Source organism: Nocardia sp. NPDC049737 (assembly GCF_040674755.1).
Classification (GTDB): Bacteria; Actinomycetota; Actinomycetes; order Mycobacteriales; family Mycobacteriaceae; genus Nocardia.
In genome coordinates, this window is sequence record NZ_JBFANH010000028.1 from 88,587 (window position 1) to 103,958 (window position 15,372).

The 15,372-nt window shown below is 63.6% G+C and carries 15 protein-coding genes and 4 pseudogenes; 6 read left to right on the forward strand and 13 right to left on the reverse strand.

Features of this window, described 5'->3' with window-relative positions:
• Positions 1 to 793 precede the first annotated feature (793 nt).
• Positions 794 to 1,045 (reverse strand): hypothetical protein, encoded by a 252-nt coding sequence (locus tag AB0J47_RS31770; protein WP_364354450.1) that lies wholly within the window; start codon positions 1,043 to 1,045, stop codon positions 794 to 796.
• Between the two features lie 292 nt (positions 1,046 to 1,337).
• Between AB0J47_RS31770 and AB0J47_RS31775 the strand changes: the two genes are divergently transcribed.
• Complete coding sequence (locus AB0J47_RS31775) at positions 1,338 to 1,526, forward strand: IPT/TIG domain-containing protein (protein WP_364354453.1); 189 nt, start codon at positions 1,338 to 1,340, stop codon at positions 1,524 to 1,526.
• Between the two features lie 194 nt (positions 1,527 to 1,720).
• Here the strand turns inward: AB0J47_RS31775 and AB0J47_RS31780 are convergent, their stop codons facing one another.
• Both AB0J47_RS31780 and AB0J47_RS31785 read right to left on the reverse strand, forming a co-directional pair.
• A complete protein-coding gene (locus AB0J47_RS31780) occupies positions 1,721 to 3,025 on the reverse strand; it encodes a cytochrome P450 (RefSeq protein WP_364354456.1) in 1,305 nt (434 codons plus the stop codon).
• Positions 3,026 to 3,214: 189 nt separating this feature from the next.
• Complete coding sequence (locus AB0J47_RS31785) at positions 3,215 to 3,385, reverse strand: hypothetical protein (RefSeq protein WP_364354459.1); 171 nt, start codon at positions 3,383 to 3,385, stop codon at positions 3,215 to 3,217.
• Between the two features lie 91 nt (positions 3,386 to 3,476).
• On the opposite strand from AB0J47_RS31785, the gene AB0J47_RS31790 reads away from it, so the two are divergent.
• Positions 3,477 to 3,665, forward strand: a complete 189-nt coding sequence (locus tag AB0J47_RS31790; RefSeq protein ID WP_364354462.1) for a hypothetical protein — start codon at positions 3,477 to 3,479, stop codon at positions 3,663 to 3,665.
• 1,062 nt (positions 3,666 to 4,727) lie between these two features.
• Here the strand turns inward: AB0J47_RS31790 and AB0J47_RS31795 are convergent.
• From AB0J47_RS31795 to AB0J47_RS31805, 3 genes and pseudogenes are all read right to left on the reverse strand, one after another.
• Positions 4,728 to 5,132: a spore-associated protein A gene (locus AB0J47_RS31795; RefSeq protein ID WP_364354465.1), complete on the reverse strand. Its 405-nt coding sequence runs from the start codon at positions 5,130 to 5,132 to the stop codon at positions 4,728 to 4,730.
• A gap of 597 nt (positions 5,133 to 5,729) precedes the next feature.
• Positions 5,730 to 6,110 carry an IS110 family transposase gene (locus tag AB0J47_RS31800; protein WP_364354468.1) on the reverse strand — a complete coding sequence of 127 codons (381 nt, stop codon included), beginning with the start codon at positions 6,108 to 6,110 and terminating at the stop codon, positions 5,730 to 5,732.
• A gap of 130 nt (positions 6,111 to 6,240) precedes the next feature.
• Positions 6,241 to 6,669, reverse strand: a pseudogene (locus AB0J47_RS31805) (transposase); the annotation flags it as partial.
• Positions 6,670 to 7,492: 823 nt separating this feature from the next.
• Between AB0J47_RS31805 and AB0J47_RS31810 the strand changes: the two are divergent.
• Positions 7,493 to 9,103 carry an MFS transporter gene (locus AB0J47_RS31810; protein WP_364354471.1) on the forward strand — a complete coding sequence of 537 codons (1,611 nt, stop codon included), beginning with the start codon at positions 7,493 to 7,495 and terminating at the stop codon, positions 9,101 to 9,103.
• A gap of 14 nt (positions 9,104 to 9,117) precedes the next feature.
• The gene (locus tag AB0J47_RS31815) at positions 9,118 to 10,059 is read left to right on the forward strand and encodes a 2-dehydropantoate 2-reductase (RefSeq protein WP_364354474.1); all 942 of its coding nucleotides are present in this window, start codon (positions 9,118 to 9,120) and stop codon (positions 10,057 to 10,059) included.
• Positions 10,060 to 10,242: 183 nt separating this feature from the next.
• Here AB0J47_RS31815 and AB0J47_RS31820 read toward each other — a convergent pair whose 3' ends face one another.
• Both AB0J47_RS31820 and AB0J47_RS31825 read right to left on the reverse strand, forming a co-directional pair.
• Complete coding sequence (locus AB0J47_RS31820) at positions 10,243 to 12,078, reverse strand: acyl-CoA dehydrogenase (RefSeq protein ID WP_364354477.1); 1,836 nt, start codon at positions 12,076 to 12,078, stop codon at positions 10,243 to 10,245.
• Positions 12,079 to 12,219: 141 nt separating this feature from the next.
• Positions 12,220 to 12,626 (reverse strand): annotated as a pseudogene (locus AB0J47_RS31825) (nuclear transport factor 2 family protein).
• A 121-nt stretch (positions 12,627 to 12,747) separates the two neighbouring features.
• Between AB0J47_RS31825 and AB0J47_RS31830 the strand changes: the two are divergent.
• Positions 12,748 to 12,986, forward strand: a pseudogene (locus AB0J47_RS31830) (PadR family transcriptional regulator); the annotation flags it as partial.
• Positions 12,987 to 12,989: 3 nt separating this feature from the next.
• Here AB0J47_RS31830 and AB0J47_RS31835 read toward each other — a convergent pair.
• A complete protein-coding gene (locus tag AB0J47_RS31835; protein ID WP_364354480.1) occupies positions 12,990 to 13,229 on the reverse strand; it encodes a hypothetical protein in 240 nt (79 codons plus the stop codon).
• Between the two features lie 32 nt (positions 13,230 to 13,261).
• Between AB0J47_RS31835 and AB0J47_RS31840 the strand changes: the two are divergent.
• Positions 13,262 to 13,414, forward strand: a pseudogene (locus tag AB0J47_RS31840) (Tn3 family transposase); the annotation flags it as partial.
• A 2-nt stretch (positions 13,415 to 13,416) separates the two neighbouring features.
• On the opposite strand, the gene AB0J47_RS31845 reads toward AB0J47_RS31840, so the two are convergent.
• The 4 genes from AB0J47_RS31845 to AB0J47_RS31860 form a co-directional block, all read right to left on the reverse strand.
• On the reverse strand, positions 13,417 to 13,563 hold the full coding sequence (locus AB0J47_RS31845) for a hypothetical protein (protein WP_364354483.1): 147 nt from the start codon (positions 13,561 to 13,563) through the stop codon (positions 13,417 to 13,419).
• Positions 13,564 to 13,724: 161 nt separating this feature from the next.
• Positions 13,725 to 14,393: a GPP34 family phosphoprotein gene (locus tag AB0J47_RS31850; protein ID WP_364354486.1), complete on the reverse strand. Its 669-nt coding sequence runs from the start codon at positions 14,391 to 14,393 to the stop codon at positions 13,725 to 13,727.
• The gene (locus AB0J47_RS31855; RefSeq protein WP_364354489.1) at positions 14,393 to 14,929 is read right to left on the reverse strand and encodes a hypothetical protein; all 537 of its coding nucleotides are present in this window, start codon (positions 14,927 to 14,929) and stop codon (positions 14,393 to 14,395) included. The genes AB0J47_RS31850 and AB0J47_RS31855 overlap by 1 nt, the downstream gene beginning before the upstream one ends.
• On the reverse strand, positions 14,926 to 15,204 hold the full coding sequence (locus tag AB0J47_RS31860; protein ID WP_364354586.1) for a helix-turn-helix transcriptional regulator: 279 nt from the start codon (positions 15,202 to 15,204) through the stop codon (positions 14,926 to 14,928). Before AB0J47_RS31860 ends, AB0J47_RS31855 begins: the two co-directional genes overlap by 4 nt.
• Between the last annotated feature and the right edge of the window lie 168 nt (positions 15,205 to 15,372).

Consider the following 15,372-nt stretch of genomic DNA (forward strand, 5'->3'; position numbering starts at 1 on the left):
CACACCCCTACCCGTGCCCGAAATTTCCTGTATCTGCACTTCATCTAGGTCGAAGCAGCGCCCAAATCTCTGATCTGGAGCGCGCCGGTCAGCACAGCGTGCGGCTCTCCAAGTCCGCGCCTGGAATCAACTCGGGCGCCGACGTTCTAGTGCGACGGAACCCCAAAACTCCCATTTGTCGACGTCTCCCAGCATCTCGAAATCTGAAAAGTCGGACACTTCGAACATCTGGCAAAGCAACACAGGCTCACATGCAACAGCTATCTGACAGCTTCCTCGAGCAGTCTACCGACTTCATAGCCATGAGCTATGTCGGAGGTGGTGTTTCGGGCCCGGTTTCCTGGATGACATCCCCGATGGGGTCGCTCACCAGCCATATGCCAACACCAGCCAGCAATGCTAGATACGTTGATGCTCAGTAGAATTCGATCCAGCGCATCACACATCGAGCGCGGCCATTACAGTCCCGGGCATGCTCAGCTCTGAGCTGGAAGCGGCGACGCGTGAAGTTCTCTTTGAGGCAAGGGCAACGCTATACGAACCATCATTGCGCTGCGGGCACACTATAAGCTAATTGCATGTCGCGCAAGCGGTTGCATCCGGTGACGGGTGTGCGGAGGGGTGGCTGGCTCAATGATCGGAGTGTCGTTGTCACCAGCCACGGTGATGGGTTCTGGCGCAAACAGTGTGATCAACTCGGCCGCAGTTGTTCTCCGGCATGGGGTGCATGGGCAGATCCGCTTCGCAAGTCCAGCTTCGCCCTGCCGAAGCACTGGCGCTCGAGGTGCTTTCATTAATTGACGGTGCCGTCAGTTGGACGGTTGCTCCACGGCAGCATCAATCCGACCGTCACGGCCGCGAAGTCGTGTTGGAGGCCGGTGACGAACGAGTGTAGTACTGGGGCATCGGCACGGACTTCTGCGATCCACTCGGAGAGTTGCTCGCCGCGCAGGCCGCGCATCATGACCGTGAACGAGCCGATCTCGCGGCCGGTGGCCTCGAGTTCTCCTATCCGCGTCCGACACCCGTGTTCACTGCTTCGCAACCGACCGCGCTTCCATCGTCCCGCCCTCATGTCGACAGCGATCCGCCGGTGTTCAGGGCTGTCGATCCCCAGCTTCGGCTGCCCGGCAGCACATCCGGAAAAGCGAACCAAAGCGGATCACGAGATGTCTTGCGCCAGTGACGGTTCAGGGGCGTTACTGGATATTGCCGCACCGTGGCAAGAGTCGGCCGACCCCAGCGCAGAGCAACCCGTTGCACACTGCGCACCCTCTTGACCGACACGGAGGCACCATCATGCCTGCTATAACTGCCGTCTCACCGTCCTCGGGTCCGTGGCTCTCACCGGCACCGGATTCTCCGGCGCCACCGCGGTAACCTTCGGCACCACCCCGGCGACCCTGTATCTCGTGCTGTCCGACACGCTGATTCTCGCGGTCACTCCCCCTGGGACCGGCACGGTGCAAGTCACAGTCACCACAACGGTCGGCACAAGGGCCGGGATACCCTTCACCTACGCCTGACCGCACCATTCGGATCCGGCGGAGCCGAGCCTCGATCGTCCTTCCCGGACGTGTGCACGAGACTCGGCTCCGACCCCACATGGTTCCCGGGGCGGTTAGGTCGGTGTGGTAGCTCGACAGCTGGGTCAGCTCGGCGATCAGATCGTCGGCGCACGAACCCTTTTCCTGCCGCGAGCACGCGCTGCAGGTGCAGATCAGCTGATGGGCTGGTGGCTGCGGACGCGCGGACCGGTGTGTGCAGGAAGGTGCTGGTAACCGTGCAGGGTGAATAGCGGCCGCCGCGTAGGCGGATCGGTCAATCGCAGGTCCGGAAACGCCTCGAACAGGGCGCGCAGGGCGTGCGCTGCTTCCATACGGGCCAGACCGGCGCCCAGGCACGCATGGCTACCGTTGCTGAAGGACAGGTGATTCTTGGCGTTGTCCCGGGTGATGTCGAAACGTGCCGGGTCAGTGAACACGGCAGAGTCGCGGTTCGCACCGGCCAGCGACAGCACCACCGTCGACCCCGCGCGCAGCCGGACACCGCCGACCTCCAACGCTGTCCGGGTGGTGCGAGCGGTGGTCTGCACCGGCGGATCGATCCGGAGAATCTCCTCTACCGCATTGGGCCAGAGTTCCGGCTCAGCGCGCAACCGGTCCAGCTGATCGGGGTGGCGAAGCAGCCAGATGATGCCCTTGCCGATCAGGTTGACCGTGGTCTCGAAGCCTGCGGCCATCAGCAGGGTCGCCGACGCGCACAGTTCGTAGGTGGACAGATCGCCTGCGGTGACCAGGCTGCTGAGAATATCGTCGCCGGGTTCGGCGCGCAGGCGCTCGACGTGCTCGACGAGATACTGGTGCACCCGCTCCGAGGATTCCATCGCCCGCTGGTGCGTGCGCCAGGAGATTCCAAGGTCGAGCAACGGACTGATGTCATCGCCCCAGCGCAGAAACATCTCGCGGTCAGAGTCCGGGAAGCCGAGCATCTCGGAGATGATGGCGATGGGCACCTGCGCCGCGTATCGCGCCACCAGATCGGTGGGCCCGTCGTCGGGGAGCGTCGCGAGCAGTTCCTCGGTGACCGTCTCGATCCTGTCGCGCAGCCGAGCGACGGCACGCGGGTTAAAGGCCGCGCTGACCGGTTTGCGCATCCGCGTGTGCTCGGGTCGGTCGATCACCAGCATCGACGGCGGATCGACAGGGGTCGGCGGGAGGGGCCGACGCTCCAGCGCGCGCAGAACAGGCTGCGGTATACCGAACACGGTCGGTATACCGACACCGAAACGGTTGTCGCGCAGTATCTCCCGGACCATATCGTGATCGAAGGTGATCCATACCGGAACCGCACGGTGCAACCCACCCTCCCCGCGCATCTCCTCGATCAGAGCGTACGGATTCTCGATACCCTTCGCGCTGCCGATCAACTGAGCGAACAGATCACCACGGCGGAGCGGTATCTTCTTGAACAGGCGGATCAACCCATGATTGTTCACCCACCGATACACGTAATGCGGTTTCATCGAGCCCCTCGGTCGTCGAATCGCGTCCCTGTGGCCGTAACGAATATCACAGGCATCGCTGGCGGAGTGGGATCTCGAGACCTGCCGTGGCAGAAGAGGTGGCCTTCAGACCGTGCGGATCACCGTTCGGTGGTACGCGTGACAACGACTTTCGACGCACTGTCCGCGCTGATCCGCGCCGCCGCCACGCTATAGCCCGCCGTCCCCACCGCCCTCGCGATCCAGCGCAGCCAGCATCGCCACAGTCGCCAGCATCCGCACCAGCGCCTCGAACCGGTCCGACAGGTGCATCAGCGGATTCGTACTCCACACGGTCGCGCCCGCCACACACGGACCGCGACGGGCGCTCCGCCGATCCATTCCCGGAACCTCGAAACCGTCTGGTCACGCATCGCCGCCGCAGGCACACGCCCGCATCCTGCCTACTCCGCTGGCTTTCCCAGGGCCCCGTGTGTGTTCTGCGCATCTTCTCAGCGGGCTCGTGCGTGCCGCCCAACTCCAGCCGGAACTGGCGGCTCAGTACGCCACGGTCGAGCACAACATCGGCCACCGATTCCGTCTGGATGTGTCCATGGCCGAGGTCATCGCTGAAGCCAATGCCAGCACGACGATACCCGCGATCGCCGATTGGAACCCCTGACCCAGATTGGCCCTGCCCGCTGAAAGGAGTGGCCCAGATGTTCGACGACGTCGATGGGATGAGTGGTCGAGCACTTGCGATCTGGTCGCCGAGCATGTCCTGCCGTTGCTGGCTCAGCGTCGGGTGCGGCTGGTCGCGCGAGCGGGTCCGAGCATCGCGGACGGGATCGTGGTCTTGCAGGACACCCGCACACCGCTACGGCTGCATCCCGACCGGACGAAAACGGCTTCTACCCGCTCAGTGCCGAGCACCGCCGCAACGGTGTCATGCCGACACTGAGTGGGCAGTGCACGTGCTCAGCCAAGGCAAAGGGGCAACCGCTCGATGCTTGGCGCGCAACCCATTTGGGTCACCAACCCTACATCCACGCGGTCGGGTTCAATGTCGAGGAGACTGGGCGGATCGCCCGCGACACCTCGGTCACGATGGGTGGGCGCCGTCACCCGATCTATCCGCTTCACACCGCGAACTGGTCCCGCGCACGGTGTCAGGGCTATTTGTTCGGGTTGTTCGGGGTGTGGTGGCCGAAATCGTGTTGCCGCCAGTGTTGTTTCGTGTCGGTGCCGAGCTGGCCCGACCAGCTCGCCCGCTACCGGGCCGCGCCTGGGGAGGCGTACAAGCATTTGGTCGATGAATTCGTGACCGTCGCGTTGAACCCAGTATTGTTTGGACACGGATTACATAAGCGTTGGCGCCGTGCGGGTTCGGAGGCCAGGGCTACGTGGCGGCGATAGGATCGCCGGCTTGAAAACAAGCCGGTGGTCCGCGCCGACGGCGATCAGGTCGAGTTCCTCATCCAGCATCGTGAACGCCTGCCATGATTCTTGCTCGCCGACTGCTGCCTCACTGCAGGCTCGAGGACGACAAAGCGCACACTCACACACACCCGTGGAGCGGTTGTCCGCCAACCGATCTCGGACACTGCCAGAGCCAGCTCCGGCGACGCAGGCACATGCCGAATTGAGTATGTCCGTGTGGCGCTAGTACGCATCGGTGCTGCCGCCAGACCCCTGCGCACGAGCCCGTACCGGCCTGATATGAGCAGGTACGGGCACGTGCCGTTCAGCCGCAGTGCACTTTGAATACCTGCCACTCGTCATCACCGATGAGGCCGCCCCAGTCGATGCAATCGCCCTTTGCCTCGACCTTCACCGGACCCGCGAACTCGGTGTATTCAGCGTCGTCGACGACTACGGCGCGACTATCCCCTGACCGCCGGAGCCCGGCGCCCATCCGCACAGGTTTCCCCGGCCGGTCCCGGACGGTGACAACGCAATTGTTCTTACCGTTGAAGGTCAGAAAGGCGGTGCCACCGACGATGTCGTGCGAATCGATCACGTCATATCCCTTACCGCACTGACCACCGTAGGTGGCCGCGGATGCCGTCGCGGGGAGGAATACCGCCATCCCGGCAGTGATTCCGATTACGCTCGCACACACGGCAATTGTCTTCTTGGCGTTGATCACGTAGAAACCTCTTCTTCTTGATGTGCAGTCTCGCGTACGCGGGTAGCGCAAGATCTCCGAACAGCGCTCGACGCTATTGACACACCGTCGACGGCTTACCAGAAGAAACGCTGTGCACCACATGATGGTTCACTCTGTTTCGAAATCTTCCCGTTCCCCTCTGGCTGTCCGTGGAAGCATCGGACGACCGCAACCGACTCGCACCGCCCGAGAGTGATTCCATCTGCGTCAGTAGTTTGTCGTCGCGATCTGCGATCCCAGCAGGGATGCTGTCACCATCCGCCGTGCGGGCCGACCGACGATCTGTCTCGGCGCGGATCCGATCAAGGAGGGGCTGGACAGAGTGGGCAGGAGCAGAAGCCCAATACTTTTCGGGCACTGGTGCTACATCAACTGGCCCACGTCCACAACCCGGGAAGTCCTGATCGGATACGGTACGGGCGCCCTGTGGCTGACGTTCGTCATCGGTGTCGCCGTACCCGCCGCCGCAGTGCATGTCTGGTTGTCGACCGGCCTGGTCGCGGCAGGCACCTACTCCCGTTACCGGCCGACCGGGGCCGTGAATCCGTTGCGTGTTGGCTTTTGTCGGATCGCTGATCATGAGCTGCTGACGGTCGCGGTATGTGCCGCATAGGTTTTCGTGTCCTGGTGGTATCGCAGCCGGACGATGACGGCGGTGTGCAGGGCCTGGTTGGCCTGCCTGTCTCGGCCACGGTGGAGGCGGTGCCGGTTGGTCTTCCCCGAAGATGCCGGGATCGGCACGACGCCGCAAAGGCGGGCGAATGATGCCTCGGATTTGAGTCGATCCGGGTTGTCGCCAGTCGAAATAACAAGGGCGGCAGCGGTATCCGGTCCGAGGGCGAAGAGCTGCATGGTGTGGGGAGCTACCCGCTCGAGCAAGTCGCCGAGGTGCTTTTTCAGTTGGTCGGCGTGGACCTGGCAGTCGAGAACGCGTTGCGCGAGCGAGCGCAGGGCCATTTTGGTCGCCTGCACCGGATCGGTGAGGCAGGCAGTCAGGCCGGAACCCGGCGCAGGTCGCGATCAGTTTGGCGCGGGAGAGCGAACGCAATTGGTTACGAAAAATTTCCGGGCTGGTTGTGATCAATGATCGCAGTGTGTTGAGCGCGGCGGTAACGGCCTTGACGGCGTTATTGCGGGCCACGCGCAACGCACGGACGGCTTCGATGGCGCCATCGCGGTTCTTCGGCGGCGTGGCATCGGATCCGTCGAGCAGCCGGCGCGCGGCGGCGTAGGCATCGATCATGTCGATCTTGCCCTGCGTGCGGCGCAGCCGTCTATTCGGCCGCGGCACCTCGGCGACGTCGTAACCCGGTCGGCGAAGATCGCGGGTCAATTCCGCGCCATAGGAGCCGGTGCCCTCGACACCGACGCGAACAACCTCACCGCATGAGCGGAGCCAAGTTTCGATCCCTGCGTAACCGGCTGCGGTCGTGGGGAATTCGCGATCTGTCGGCTTCTTGCCGTGTTCGTCGACGATCGCTACATGATGGGTGTCGGCGTGGGTATCGACCCCCACGAAGATCGTTGCTGTGTGGCCGTCGCCAACTCGTTGCTGTCCTTCCGGTCGTCGACCTGCTCGAAGAGGGGTTGGACAGGCCAGTCAGGGGACGGCGGTATCGGCGCGACATGCTCCTATCAGGTCACAACCCCGTGCAGGCTGGTGGGCGCTGCCGCGGAACGGGCCGCACCACCGGCACGGACGGACCGACGGGTCCTTCGAAAGAAACACGTTGATCTACGCGTGTCGGCGGGGATTGCGATTCCTGTGATCACCCGCATCACGTCTGGAATTACAGCTACAAACCCGATCCGCGCTTCCACGGGAACGGGCCGCTGTATCTGGAGATGGAACTGGGAATCGTTGTCCCCGAATATCACTACCAGCGATGCGTCACACTCGCGGGGACACTCCCGGGGTGAGCCTCTTTCCCATGTCGATCTTGTCGCGAATGGAGACCATGGTGCCGACGGTTGTCTCGACGATGGCATCGTTGTTCTCTTGCCGGCCAACTGATGAATGGTGTCTTCGTCAGCGCGCAGATGCATTCGAACTTCAAGGAATCAGCAGCACAGGCGCGCACGACCGCAGAGGTACTGCTCGATGCCGCATTAGCCGCAGAGGCAAGCGCACACACCCCTTCGGCGTCTGTTGCCTCCTGATCTAGTTCTCCCTGCGGGGTGCAGCCGCACCTGCTACTGGTGTGCCTCGTGCTCGCTCGGGCCGCCGCGTTTTGGTGGGACCGGGATCAGCGATCCATCTGACTATTACTTGATATAGTCAGCATGCTATCGTCGAGCCCGACTTCGTTCCTCAGAAGTTCGAGCAAAGGAACACACCCGTGGTTGCAGAAATCGAGATTCTTGTCGAACGAAGGCGGGAGCGGCGATCGGGCCAGAACATCAGACGCTGGTTCACACTGGCGGTGCTCTGCCTGGGCTCGATGACGGCCTTCGTCAACGTATCCTCGACGATCACCGGCCTAGCCCGGATCCAGGACGAGCTGCACGCGTCACCGACTGAAACTGTATGGATCACAAGTACTTACAGCCTCATCGTCGCAAGCCTGATCCTGGCGGCCGGGACACTGGCCGATATCGTGGGCCGCAGCGTCATCTTCATGGTCGGCGCCGTGCTCTTCACCGGTGGGAGCGTCGTCGCCTTCGCTGCGAACGACACAGCATTGCTGATCGTCGGCCAGGCGATCATCGGTATCGGCGGTGCGGCCATCCTGCCCAGCAGCCTGGCGGTGCTGGCACATACGTTCGCCGACCCACGCGAGCGCACCGAGGCCGTCAGCATCTGGGCGGGCAGCTCGGGCCTCGGCTTAGCCGTCGGGCCGATCGTGACCGGCGTGCTGCTGGAGCACTATTCCTGGCACTCGATCTTTGTCACCAACATGGTGCTCGGAGTTATCGCCTTCCTCGGCGCCGTTCTCTTCGTGCCTGCGAGTCGCCAACCGGACCGCAAGCTCGACCCCGTGGGCCTCATGCTGGGCACGATCGCTGTCGCCTCATTGGCTTTCGCCATTATCGAGGGCAAGACACTCGGCTACTTCTCGACTGCAATCCTTTGCGCCTACACCACTTTCGCGGTCTCGCTGGTCATCTTCGCCTGGTACGAGTCTCGGCACCACGATCCGATGATCGACATCAAGCTCTTCCGATCGGGTTCATTCACCATGGTCATGGCCGTGGCCGCGACCACCATGTTCGGCTTCACCGGCACATCCCTGCTCGTGGTCCTCTACTGCCAGCACGTCCAGGGTGTCACCCCGCTCGGTGCGGGTGTCCGCGCGCTCGCCATGTTCGTGCCGTTCATCCTCATCAGCGCCCTCGCCGGCAAAATCGCGCACAGGATCGGTTTCAAGGTCATATTGACGGTCGGCTTGATCGTCATGGCCGCAGGGATCTTCGCGCTACGCGCGATCGAGGCAGGCCCGGATTCTTCCCGACTGTGGCCGGGTCTCATCATTGTCGGCATCGGGACCGGACTGCTCGTAGCCCCCTCCACCGCAGCCGCGGTCATCAGCGTCCACCGGTCCCAGGCAGGGATGGCCAGCGCGATGGTCAACATGTTCCGGCAACTCGGAAACGTGCTCGGCGCCAGCGTGACCGGAACCATCCTGACCACCAAATTTAGCGACGGACTCGGCGAGCGGCTGACCGAGCACCATCTCCCGCAGCAGACGATCGACTCCGTGGTCGACGCGGCACAGCGCGGCAACCACGATTCCGCCCGTCTCCCAACAGAACTCGCATCACTCGTCGCAGACAGCGCCCGACGGGCCTTCACCGACGCATCCCACCTGAGCGCCCTGGTCACCGCCACCATAATTGCCGCCATCGTGATACCCACCGTGTTGTTCATTCGCCACCGGCCGGCCGAACCAACGAACATTGATACCGCGAAGACTTCCCATCCTGGGACCGGAAAGTCTTTCGCGCCATAGGAGAGAAGCGACCCATGCGAATCCTTATCGTCGGCGTCGGCGCGGTAGGCGGATATTTCGGCGCTGAACTCGTCGCCGCTGGGCGCGACGTAAACTTTCTGGCACGCGGCCAGCGCGTCGCTCAGCTCCGAACGCATGGATTGACTCTCATGCGACCGCAAGGGGCCACGACCACGCGGGTTCGTGCGCTGACAGCCGCTGAACTCACCGAGCCCTACGATCTGGTGCTGCTGGCGGTGAAGGCAGGCGCACTGCTGCCGGCTCTGGACGACATCGCGCACGCCGTGGCGGAGCACACGAGGATCCTTCCGCTGCTCAACGGCATTCGTCACATCGAAACAATTCGCGAGCGCTTCGGTGAACGGGCAGCCCTTGGCGGCGTCGGTATCGTCGCAACTCAACTGGACGCGCGAGGGCGGATTCTGATGCTCGCCCCCGGTGCGCACATCACATACGGCGAGCTCGATGGAAGCCGAACTCCGGTTCTGGACCAGATCGCAGCGGAACTCTCGGCCGCCGAGATCGACTACGCCATCTCGTCGACGATCGAGCAGGACATGTGGGAGAAATGGTTCTTCATGGCCGCCGGCGCAATCACGACCGTCCTGCTCGGCGGACCGGTCGGCCGGATCGTCGCCGAAGACGATGGCTCGGCGGCGATCACCGCGATCATCGACGAAACCGCCGTAGTCTTCGAACGATCCGGCCACCCCGTCCGAGCCGAAGCAATCGCACGCGTGACCACGACGCTGACCACCCCCGGCTCACAATTCACGACCTCCCTCTACCGAGACTTCCTGGACGGGAGAGGCACCGAGGTCGAGACGATCCTCGGCGATCTTCTGACGACCGCTGGCCGGCTGGAGATCGAGACACCGCTCCTTCGTGCGGCGACGGTCAGGCTTCGTGTGCATGCCGCGACCCTGACCCCGAGAACGATAGTCGTAGGCACATAGACTGCCACCATGCCGTAGGAGACCTCGCAGAGCGTGGATGCGGTCGCGAGGCACGGTGCGCCGTGGATAGATCGCTGACTCCGAGAAACCCGGGGAACATCAAAATCTCCGGAAACGCCGGGATGATTCATCCCCCCAATCATTGCCGGCGTTCTCTGCAGCGATCAACTCTGTGGGTGAGCCTCAGAACGCCCCGTCGGAAAGCTCCATCAGATTGGATTGCACCGACGCCACCACTTGTCTGGCCGCGGCGAGGTCTGGGAGGACGGTTGTCGTGAAGAAGTCGGCCACGGCGACCTTGCCCTCATAGAATTCGCGATCAAGGTCGGAGGGTCGGCCGTCCAGGGCCGTGAGGGCTATTTCGGCTTGCTCGAGCAACCGCCACCCGATCAACAGGTCGCCGAACGCCATCAGGAATCGCACCGATGCGAGGCCGATTTTGTAGAGCTCCTCCGGTCGTTCCTGGGCAGCCATCAGGTAAGCGAAAAGGCTTTCGGTCATCGCCTGGACATGTCCGAGTGCCGTCGCCAAGCTGATGCGCAGGCCTGCCAGGCGTGGGTCCGCGCTGTCGGATTCGAGGAAGTCCGAGATCGCGGCCTGCAGATGGGCCAAGGCGACGCCCTGGTCGCGGGCGATCTTGCGGAAGAAGAAGTCCATGGCCTGGATCGCAGTGGTGCCCTCGTAGAGGGAATCGATCTTCGAGTCACGAATGTACTGTTCGATCGGGTAGTCCTGTAGGAACCCGGAACCACCGAAAGTCTGCAACGATTCGGTCAGGTACTGGTAGGCCCGCTCGGAGCCGACCCCCTTCACCACCGGCAGCAGCAGATCATTCACGCGCCGGGCCATGTCCGGTTTCGCGCCGGAAACCTGTGCCGCGCTGACCGGATCCTGGTGCGCGGCGGTGTACATGTACAGCGCGCGCAGTCCTTCGGCGTAGGCCTTCTGCATCATCAGGCTGCGGCGCACGTCGGGGTGTCGAATGATCGCCACTCGTGGCGCGGTCTTGTCGGTCATCCGGGTCAGATCCGGGCCCTGCACGCGGAACTTCGCGTAGTCGAGGGCGTTGAGGTATCCGGTGGACAGTGTCGAGATCGCTTTCGTGCCGACAGACATGCGTGCGTTCTCGATCACCTTGAACATCTGGGCGATTCCACTGTGCACGTCACCGACCAGCCAGCCTTTGGCGGGTATACCGTGAGCGCCGAAGGTCAGCTCGCAGGTCGCCGAAACCTTCAGGCCCATCTTGTGCTCGACGTTGGTGACGAACACCCCGTTACGGTCGCCGAGTTCTCCGGTTGCCGGGTCGAAATGGAACTTCGGCACGAAGAACAAACTCAATCCCTTGGTGCCCGGCCCAGCTCCCTCGGGACGCGCGAGGACCAGATGAAAGATGTTCTCCGCCAAGTCGTCCGACTCGGCGCCGGTGATGAAACGCTTGACACCGTCGATGTGCCAGCTGCCGTCGTCCTGCTGGTACGCCGTCGTGCGGCCGGCGCCGACATCGGAGCCCGCGTCCGGCTCGGTCAGCACCATCGTCCCGCCCCACCGGCGGTCGACCGCGAGCTTCGCCCACCGCTTCTGCTCGTCGTTGCCGACGCGGTAGAGTACATCGGCCATCACCGGCCCCAGCATGTAGAAGAACACGCCGGGATTGGCCCCGAGCAGAAGCTCGTTGAGCGCCCAGGTCACCGGCCACGGCGCCGCAGAACCCCCGAGGTCTTGATGCATTCCGAGCAGGAACCACTCCGAGTCCTGCCAGACCCGCACCGACTTCTTGAAGCTGTCCGGTATAGCGACCGTATGGGTCACCGGGTCGAAGACCGGAGGATGGCGGTCCGCGTCCGAGAACGATTCGGCCACCGGCCCTTCGGCCTGGCGCGCCGCTTCGGCGAGCATGGCGCGAACAGTGTCGGAGTCCAAGCCCGCGAAGTCACCGGATCGCAGGATCGCGTCGAGGCCGAGCACCTCGAACAGATTGAACTCGAGGTCGCGGACATTGCTTTTGTAGTGACCCATGGGAACCTTTCGTGGTGCACTGCGGCACCGAATAACTTTGTGAAACTGCTTGCCGACGGCTCGCGAAGGAGAAGCCTGGCAGCTCGACGGCCGTGCCGAGCGGCTGCGATCAGGTGAGCGAGATCGACGCCCGCCCTCGACTCAGACGTCGGTCGTCTCCTGCAGGAGCGATGCGGTGGCCTCAGCTTTGATGTCGAACTTTTGCCCCATGCGCATTGCCAGCGCCTGCGCCGCCGAGAGCGGACGCACCATCACCATGAAGTCATCGATCTTGCCGTCGTCATCGAAATGCAAGAAGTCGCAACCGGTGATTTGTTTGCCGTCGACGGCGGCCTCGAAAGGCGTGCTCGTGGCCGTCTTCGGACTCGATCTGACGCACGTAGACGAAGTCCTCGAAGACTTCGATCACCGCGCGCAGAATCCCCGCGGTGAGCGTCTTACCGGTACGGCCTGTGAGCCACCGGGCTCGTGAACACGACGTCGTCGGCCAGCAGCGCCTCGTTGGCCGCGGTATCGCGGGCCTCGACCCCTTCACGGAACGGATGCATGAACACCTCCTATAGACAATTAGTTGAGTATTGAGAGGAACCGTAGCCCCGCATTGCCTCCATGTCCAGACCATTAATAGACAACTAATTGATTAGACAAGCTTCGTGATAGCCTGACCCGATGCCGCTACGCAACGCGGTGCTGGCCGCACTTCTCGAGGGAGAGGCGTCTGGATACGACCTGGCCAAAGGCTTCGATGCCTCGGTCGCAAACTTCTGGATGTCGACGCCACAGCAGCTGTACAAGGAACTCGAGAAGATGGCCGCCGACGGGCTCATCGAGACGCGGGTCGAACAGGAGCGCCGCCCCACAAGCGCCTGCACGCGATCACCGCGGCAGGGCGAGCAGCTCTACAACGGTGATCAGTCCAGGCCTTGCGTATTCGGGGCAGGACTGCGGTGCCGAGGAGCCATCACCGCCGCCTCCGACGAGCTCGGTCGCCTCGCCGTGCTCGCTTTCCTCGACCGCGGCACCATGGTCTGTTCGTAGTCGCGCAAGGCGGCGTGCAGCGGGCGGCGGGCGGCTGCACCGGTCAATGTCGTGGTGAGGGCGGCGGCGTCGCGTAGGGCGATGTTGGCGCCGTCGCCTGCGGCCGGGCTCATGGCGTGGATCGCGTCGTCGAGCAAGGAAGTAGGACCAGATGGTGAAGTACGCGACCGCGATCCGCACCGGCACCGCCTCGACGGAGGCGATCCTGCGCAGGTTCATGAAGGCCAACGCCAACCATCCGACATATCAGGCGATGATCGAGCTCGGCCGTGCCCAGAAGACGGTCTTTCTATGTCGCGTTCACAGGGCGGCGTCGATGGCGTCCAGGAAAGCAGTGAAGTTGGCTTCGAGCGTGAGTCGGGACCAGCCTATGAGTCCCGCGAGCAGGGGTGCGCGCGCCTCGACTTGATCGAGGGTGGTGACGGTGCCGTCGGGCGGTGCTTCCACTGGCCGATGCGCCGGTTGGGAGTGCTGAGCAGTCGGAAAGAGCCCAGGCAGCAACTTGTCCCGAGCGGGCCGTAAAGCAGCAGACTGCGGTCGAGATGATTGGGCGGCAGCCAGCCGCCGATCGGACTGGCTTCGGCGGTCTCGGTCCCTGTACCCGGAACCTACGCTGAGCCCGTTGCCACGGCACTCACCACGACGGCGGCAGTGAGCGCCGCGTCGACCGCCTGCACCGCGTCCCTGGCCGCCTTCGAGGCCCAGTTCCCGGCGGCGATCTCCTTGGCCCGCTGCGTCACCACTCGGCGGTCGCGGTCGGGGAAGATCTTCGGCACCGCGTCGGCCGCCGACAACAGCGAGATCAAGGCGGCGGCGCGAGGCTCGACAGGGGCGTCAGGGTGTGCGAACGGCGGTGTCAGCCGGTCCCGGAGTTCCTTGCGGTGTCCCCTCGGCATCCAGGCGGTCCGGGGAAAGATGCCCAGTGCCCGGTGGTGTTCGACGCGTACCAGGCCCTCGTCCGCTAGCCGGTGCAACACCTTCGGCTGCAACCCCTTCGACAGTTTCTCAATCGCAGCTCGGGGTTTCATCGAACGAGCCGCCTCGATCCTGGCGAGCGCGTCGCCCAGTATCGGATCGGCACTCTTGTTCGTGCTCACCACGATCCGGCCCGGTTTCGCCTCGTTGCCCGGCCCGGCCAGCCGGATTGCCCCGGCGTCGATCAGGTCCAGCAGCACTGCTCCGGCGAGAATCCTTGGGGTACGGGTGCTGTCGGCCATCGAGTGCCCAGTACGTTCGTCGAGAAGCAGCAGCATCACGTCTCCGGTGAGCAGGTTCATCACTCGTCCTCCGGTTCCGGGTCGGGCCGGGTCCAGGCCAGGATCATGGTCGGGGTGCAGGCGCCGACGAGCAGCGCGGTCAGCAGCATTACCCCGCCCGCGTAGGCCGCCTGGATATTGTCGAGGTCGGTGAATCCGCCCACGACGATCAGCCAGATCGCAGGAATCATCGCCAGCGTCTGTGTGAGGGTGAGCCCCACCGAGCGAGCCGCGTTGCGCTGCTCGATCTCCCATTCGTCCAGAGCGCCGAGGGGCGCGTCGGCTTGGCGTCCCGAGACGAGCTGCAGCGATATCCACAGCGGAAAGAACAGCAGACAGACCGGCGCCCACAGCAGAGGTCCCCGCTCCAGACCGCACGCGATCAGCACCGCGACGACCGCCAGAGCCAGGAACATCGTCGCGAGGACCACCACTAGCAGCCGGCGGCGGCGACGCGTCCGCCACCGCGGCAACATATGGGCCCAGCGCTCGGCGTAGAACTCGAACCGGCGTGTCCGGCGAGCCTGGTAGCGCTCCAGCAGATTCGGGTGCGTCATCGAATATCCCCTCCGTCGTTCCGGTAGACCGCCGTGGACAGCGGCGCGAATTCCTTCCGCGAGAACACCGCCTCGACCGGCAAGCCGAACACATCGCAGATCCGCAGCGCCAGATCGAGGCTCGGATAGTGATCGCCCCGTTCCAGCGCCCCGACCGTCTGCGGATTCACCTCGATCGCCTCGGCAAGCTGGGCCCGGCTCATTCTCCGCTCGGCACGTAATACCCCGATGCGGTTGTAAATGGGAAGATTTTTCCCACGCCTCATGGGAGTCACACAACAAACTGTTGCATAAACCCAACATTTCGTCAATGGTGGAAGCAGCCCGGTGACGCTGAACTGCGAAGGCGTCGATAGCCGCGAGGGCCTTGCGAGATGCTCACGAATGTTCTCTGACCAGCATTTCGCTGTCTTGTCGATACTGCGGCTACCCCCGGTGCTCAG